The sequence below is a fragment of the Enterobacter cloacae complex sp. I1M genome (assembly GCF_014982425.1).
Lineage (GTDB): Bacteria > Pseudomonadota > Gammaproteobacteria > Enterobacterales > Enterobacteriaceae > Enterobacter > Enterobacter intestinihominis.
Genome location: NZ_JADCLG010000056.1, coordinates 1 through 6231, shown reverse-complemented (window position 1 = coordinate 6231; position 6231 = coordinate 1). Strand labels below are relative to the sequence as shown.

The following is a 6231-nucleotide window of genomic DNA, read 5'->3' as shown; positions in this document are numbered from 1 at the left end:
AACTGCCAGGCATCAATCAGAAAGAACCCCGTACCGGAAGGTGCGGGGTTTTTTGCTTTGTGCGTTCTGAAAAGTCGGGTGGTGGCCCCACCTTACCCGCCCTACATGCTTTCCCTCCTTGAAACTTTCTCACCTTTCGCTTGCAGACTCGACATTAAGCCCGTTTCTGGGTATCGTTAGCTGTCTGGATGTCTAAACGTTTATACGTATGCTGTGAGGATTTAAGGTTATGCCGATTCGGGTGCAGGACGAGCTACCAGCCGTCAATTTCTTGCGTGAAGAGAATGTCTTCGTCATGACGGCTTCGCGTGCGACAGGTCAGGAAATTCGCCCGCTGAAGGTGCTTATTCTCAATCTGATGCCAAAAAAGATCGAAACGGAGAACCAGTTCCTGCGTTTGCTCTCCAACTCTCCGCTTCAGGTTGATATCCAGCTGCTGCGCATTGACGCCCGTGAGTCACGCAACACGCCTGCTGAGCATCTGAATAACTTCTACTGTAATTTTGAAGATATTCGCGATGAGAATTTCGATGGACTGATCGTCACCGGCGCACCGCTGGGTCTGGTGGAATTTAATGACGTTGCCTACTGGCCACAAATCAGGCAGGTGCTGGAGTGGGCAAAAGATCACGTCACGTCCACCTTATTTGTCTGTTGGGCGGTACAGGCCGCGCTGAATATCCTCTATGGCATTCCCAAGCAAACCCGCAGCGACAAACTTTCTGGCGTATACGAACACCACATTCTTCACCCGCATGCGCTGCTGACGCGTGGTTTCGATGACACTTTCCTGGCTCCGCATTCTCGCTACGCCGATTTTCCGGCACAGCTGATCCGCGATTACACCGACCTGGAAATCCTGGCCGAAACGGAAGACGGCGATGCCTACCTGTTCGCCAGTAAAGACAAACGCATCGCGTTCGTTACCGGCCATCCTGAGTACGATCCGCATACCCTCGCGTCAGAGTATTTTCGTGACGTTGAAGCGGGTCTGAATCCGGATGTCCCGTACAACTATTTCCCGAAAAACGATCCGCAAAACACGCCTCGGGCAACCTGGCGTAGTCACGGAAATCTGCTGTTCACTAACTGGCTCAACTATTACGTCTACCAGATTACGCCGTACGATCTGCGCCACATGAATCCGACGCTGGAGTAATCGTCTGCATTAAACAATCCTAAAGCGTTTCAGCTATTCAGATCAGGCACCTTAGGGTGCCTTTTTTATTTCCGAAAACCAACTCAACATCGTGAAAAACTTTAATCCCATATTAATCATACAGTTGTGATTGGATATGAATTAAAATGGAAATTGTTTTTGATTTTGGAAAAATTATAGATAGTCTTAATTCTGCTGAGCGAAAACTACACAACGATCTTTCGCTCGCATCGGGGGCGTGATTTTGGATCTTTGATGAGGAGCAGAACGATGACTCAACAGGCAACAACGGTCGATGAACTGACCTTTACCCAGCCGAATGGTGAGCAAGAACAGCAAGTTTTGACGGCAGAAGCGGTAGAGTTTCTGACTGAACTGGTGACTCGCTTTACGCCACAGCGTAATAAACTGCTGGCGGCACGCATTCATCAACAGCAGGAGATCGATAACGGCAAGTTGCCAGGGTTTATTTCGGAAACCGCTTCCATTCGTCATGGTGAATGGAAAATTCGCGGAATCCCTGAAGATTTACAGGATCGTCGCGTAGAGATCACCGGCCCGGTAGAGCGCAAAATGGTGATTAACGCCATGAATGCCAACGTCAAAGTATTTATGGCGGACTTCGAAGATTCCCTCGCGCCGGACTGGCAGAAAGTTATCGACGGGCAGATCAACCTGCGAGACGCCGTCAACGGCACCATCAGCTATACCAACGAAGCCGGTAAAATTTACCAGCTCAAACCGAATCCGGCGGTGCTGATCTGCCGCGTACGCGGTCTGCATTTGCCTGAAAAACACGTCACCTGGCGCGGAGAAGCCATTCCGGGCAGCCTGTTCGACTTTGCGCTGTACTTCTTCCACAACCATAAGAACCTGCTGGCGAAAGGCAGCGGCCCCTATTTCTATCTGCCGAAAACCCAGTCCTGGCAGGAAGCGGCGTGGTGGAGTGAAGTCTTCAGCTACGCAGAAGACCGCTTCAGCCTGCCGCGCGGCACCATTAAGGCCACGCTGCTGATTGAAACCCTGCCAGCCGTATTCCAGATGCATGAGATCCTCCATGCGCTGCGTGACCATATTGTGGGCCTGAACTGCGGCCGCTGGGATTACATCTTCAGCTACATCAAAACCCTGAAAAACCATGCCGACCGGGTATTGCCGGATCGTCAGGTTGTGACCATGGATAAACCCTTCCTCAGCGCCTACTCGCGCCTGCTGATTAAGACCTGCCACAAACGCGGCGCCTTTGCGATGGGCGGCATGGCGGCGTTTATCCCGAGCAAAGACGCAGAGCGTAACAATCAGGTGCTCAACAAGGTGAAAGCCGATAAAGAGCTGGAAGCCCGTAACGGCCACGACGGGACGTGGATTGCCCACCCCGGTCTGGCCGACACGGCGATGGAGGTCTTCAACCGCGTACTCGGCGATAACAAAAACCAGCTGTTTGTCACCCGTGAAGACGATGCGCCAATCGCAGAAGAACAGTTGCTTGCGCCGTGTGCGGGCGAGCGTACGGAAGAGGGCATGCGCGCCAATATTCGCGTCGCCGTGCAGTACATCGAGGCATGGATCTCCGGCAACGGCTGCGTGCCGATCTACGGTCTGATGGAAGATGCCGCCACGGCGGAAATTTCACGTACCTCCATCTGGCAGTGGATCCATCATCAAAAAACGCTCAGCAACGGCAAACCGGTCACCAAAGCCCTGTTCCGTCAGATGCTGGCCGAAGAGATGCGGGTCATCCAGGACGAACTGGGCGAGCACCGCTTCAGCAGCGGGCGTTTTAATGACGCTGCGCGCCTGATGGAGCAAATCACCACCTCTGATGACTTAATCGACTTCCTGACCCTGCCGGGCTACCGCTTCCTGGCGTAATTCACCACATAACAATATGGAGCATCTGCACATGAAAACCCGTACCCAACAGATCGAAGAGTTACAAAAAGAGTGGACCCAACCGCGCTGGGAAGGCATTCGCCGTCCGTACAGCGCAGAGGAAGTGGTGAAGTTACGCGGCTCGGTTAACCCGGAGTGTACGCTGGCGCAGAACGGCGCGGCGAAAATGTGGGATCTGCTGCACGGGGGGTCTAAAAAAGGTTATATCAACAGCCTCGGCGCACTGACTGGCGGTCAGGCATTGCAGCAGGCGAAGGCCGGCATTGAAGCTATCTATCTTTCCGGCTGGCAGGTCGCGGCGGATGCTAACCTGGCCTCCAGCATGTATCCGGATCAATCTCTTTATCCGGCGAACTCGGTGCCGTCAGTGGTAGATCGGATCAACAATACCTTCCGCCGTGCGGATCAGATCCAGTGGGCGGCGGGCATTGAGCCCCACGATCCGCGCTTTACTGATTATTTCCTGCCGATCGTCGCCGATGCGGAAGCCGGTTTCGGCGGCGTGTTGAACGCCTTTGAGCTGATGAAATCGATGATTGAGGCCGGTGCAGCGGCCGTACACTTTGAAGATCAGCTGGCGTCGGTGAAGAAGTGTGGGCATATGGGCGGGAAAGTGCTGGTGCCAACTCAGGAAGCGATCCAGAAGCTGGTTGCCGCGCGTCTGGCTGCTGACGTGCTCGGCGTGCCGACGCTGGTCATTGCTCGTACCGATGCGGACGCAGCGGACCTGATCACCTCTGACTGCGACCCGTACGACAGCGAATTCATCACCGGCGAACGCACCAGCGAAGGGTTCTATCGCACGCATGCCGGTATTGAACAGGCGATCAGCCGCGGCCTGGCGTATGCCCCTTACGCCGACCTGGTCTGGTGTGAAACCTCCACGCCGGATCTGGCGCTGGCGAAGCGCTTTGCCGATGCGATTCATGCGAAATATCCGGGCAAGCTGCTGGCCTATAACTGTTCACCGTCCTTCAACTGGCAAAAAAATCTGGACGACACGACCATCGCCAGCTTCCAGCAGCAGCTGTCGGATATGGGCTACAAGTACCAGTTCATCACCCTGGCGGGTATCCACAGCATGTGGTTCAACATGTTCGACCTGGCGCATGCCTACGCACAGGGCGAAGGCATGAAGCACTATGTTGAGAAGGTACAGCAGCCAGAATTTGCGGCGGGTAAAGAGGGATATACCTTCGTTTCGCACCAGCAGGAGGTGGGAACCGGCTACTTCGATAATGTGACCACAATTATTCAGGGCGGGACTTCCTCCGTCACGGCATTAACGGGTTCAACGGAAGAAGCACAGTTCTGATCTTTCCCCCTCTCCCCCCTCGGGGAGAGGGTTGGGGTGAGGGGAATATATGTCGCGTGGTCTGGAATTACTGATAGCCCAAACTATTTTGCAGGGCTTCGATGCCCAGTATGGCCGCTTTCTGGAAGTCACATCCGGCGCGCAACAGCGTTTTGAGCACGCCGACTGGCACGCGGTTCAGCAGGCCATGAAGCAGCGTATCCATCTCTATGATCACCACGTAGGTCTGGTGGTAGAACAACTGCGCTGTATCACCGACGGTAAAAGCCCGGATGCGGAATTTTTACTGCGCGTGAAAGAGCATTACACCCATCTGTTACCCGACTACCCGCGCTTCGAGATTGCGGAGAGCTTTTTCAACTCCGTCTATTGCCGGTTATTTGACCACCGCTCATTATCTCCTGAGCGGTTATTTATCTTCAGCTCCCAGCCCGAGCGACGCTTCCGTACCATTCCGCGTCCGCTGGCGAAAGATTTCTTTCCCGATCGCGGCTGGGAAAAGCTCCTGCACCGCGTCTTAACAGATTTGCCGCTGCGCCTGCCGTGGCAGAATAAACCCCGGGATATCGGTTATATCCACGCGTATCTCAGTGAAACCTTCGGTGAGGCGGTGCTCAGCCGCAGCCATTTGCAGGTTGCCAACGAGCTTTTCTACCGCAATAAGGCCGCCTGGCTGGTGGGCAAACTGGTTACGCCGACAGCCATCGTGCCGTTTCTGCTGCCCATTCACCGTACCGACGACGGCGAACTGTTTGTCGATACCTGCCTGACTACCAGCGCTGAGGCGAGTATCGTATTTGGCTTCGCCCGCTCCTATTTCATGGTCTACGCCCCGCTGCCCGCCGCCCTGGTGGAGTGGCTGCGCGAGATCCTGCCGGGCAAAACCACCGCCGAGCTGTATATGGCGATTGGCTGTCAGAAGCATGCCAAAACGGAGAGTTATCGGGAATACCTGCGTTATGTCACCACGGCTGATGAGCAGTTTATCGAAGCGCCGGGTATCCGCGGCATGGTGATGCTGGTCTTCACGCTGCCGGGCTTTGATCGGGTGTTTAAGGTGATTAAGGATAAATTCGCCCCGCAGAAAGAGATGACCGCAGCCCACGTCCGTGCCTGCTATCAGCTGGTAAAAGAGCACGATCGCGTCGGGCGAATGGCCGATACCCAGGAGTTTGAAAACTTTGTGCTGGATAAGCAGCAGATCGATCCGGCGCTAATGACGCTGTTAATGCAGGAAGCGCCGACGAAAATTACCGATCTTGGCGATAAGATTGCGATCAGACATCTCTACATTGAGCGCCGTATGGTGCCGCTAAATATCTGGCTGGAACAGTCAGAGGGCCAGGCTTTACGTGATGCCATCGAAGAGTACGGCAACGCCATCCGCCAGCTCGCCGCTGCCAATATTTTCCCCGGCGATATGCTGTTTAAAAACTTCGGCGTCACCCGTCACGGGCGGGTAGTGTTCTACGATTACGATGAAATTTGCTACATGACCGAGGTGAACTTCCGCGATATCCCGCCGCCGCGCTACCCGGAAGATGAACTGTCCAGCGAGCCGTGGTACAGCGTCTCGCCGGGCGATGTGTTTCCGGAGGAGTTTCGCCACTGGCTGTGTGCGGACCCACGCATCGGGCCGTTATTTGAAGAGATGCATGCCGATCTGTTCCGCGCCAGCTACTGGCGCGGGCTGCAAGCGCGGATCAAAAACGGGCACGTGGAAGATGTCTACGCTTACCGCCGCAAGCGGCGGTTTTGCATCCGCTTTTCTCCCTCTCCCGCAGGGTAAGGGCATCATGTTTTCTCCCTCTCCCTGTGGGCTGAGGGATCCCCAGTAATTTTTATGCAGAAGCAATAAAGTTGC

The 6231-nt window shown here is 54.8% G+C and carries 4 protein-coding genes; all 4 read left to right on the top strand.

Annotated elements, in window-relative coordinates; genetic code table 11:
* Window positions 1-229 precede the first annotated feature (229 nt).
* The 4 genes from metA to aceK all read left to right on the top strand — a co-directional run bounded on the left by metA (window position 230) and on the right by aceK (window position 6156).
* The gene (metA, locus tag INF86_RS22065) at window positions 230-1159 is read left to right on the top strand and encodes a homoserine O-succinyltransferase (RefSeq protein WP_022646716.1); all 930 of its coding nucleotides are present in this window, start codon (window positions 230-232) and stop codon (window positions 1157-1159) included.
* Window positions 1160-1429: 270 nt separating this feature from the next.
* A complete protein-coding gene (aceB, locus tag INF86_RS22060; protein ID WP_023299079.1) occupies window positions 1430-3031 on the top strand; it encodes a malate synthase A in 1602 nt (533 codons plus the stop codon).
* A 31-nt stretch (window positions 3032-3062) separates the two neighbouring features.
* Window positions 3063-4367 carry an isocitrate lyase gene (aceA, locus tag INF86_RS22055; RefSeq protein WP_023299080.1) on the top strand — a complete coding sequence of 435 codons (1305 nt, stop codon included), beginning with the start codon at window positions 3063-3065 and terminating at the stop codon, window positions 4365-4367.
* Window positions 4368-4416: 49 nt separating this feature from the next.
* On the top strand, window positions 4417-6156 hold the full coding sequence (gene aceK / locus INF86_RS22050; protein WP_193543928.1) for a bifunctional isocitrate dehydrogenase kinase/phosphatase: 1740 nt from the start codon (window positions 4417-4419) through the stop codon (window positions 6154-6156).
* Window positions 6157-6231: the final 75 nt, after the last annotated feature.

What these genes read in the sequence shown, in the direction of transcription:
- aceK (WP_193543928.1), top strand. Translation starts at nt 4,417, where the DNA reads ATGTCGCGTGGTCTGGAATTACTGATAGCCCAAACTATTTTGCAGGGC.
- metA (WP_022646716.1), top strand. Translation starts at nt 230, where the DNA reads ATGCCGATTCGGGTGCAGGACGAGCTACCAGCCGTCAATTTCTTGCGT.
- aceB (WP_023299079.1), top strand. Translation starts at nt 1,430, where the DNA reads ATGACTCAACAGGCAACAACGGTCGATGAACTGACCTTTACCCAGCCG.
- aceA (WP_023299080.1), top strand. Translation starts at nt 3,063, where the DNA reads ATGAAAACCCGTACCCAACAGATCGAAGAGTTACAAAAAGAGTGGACC.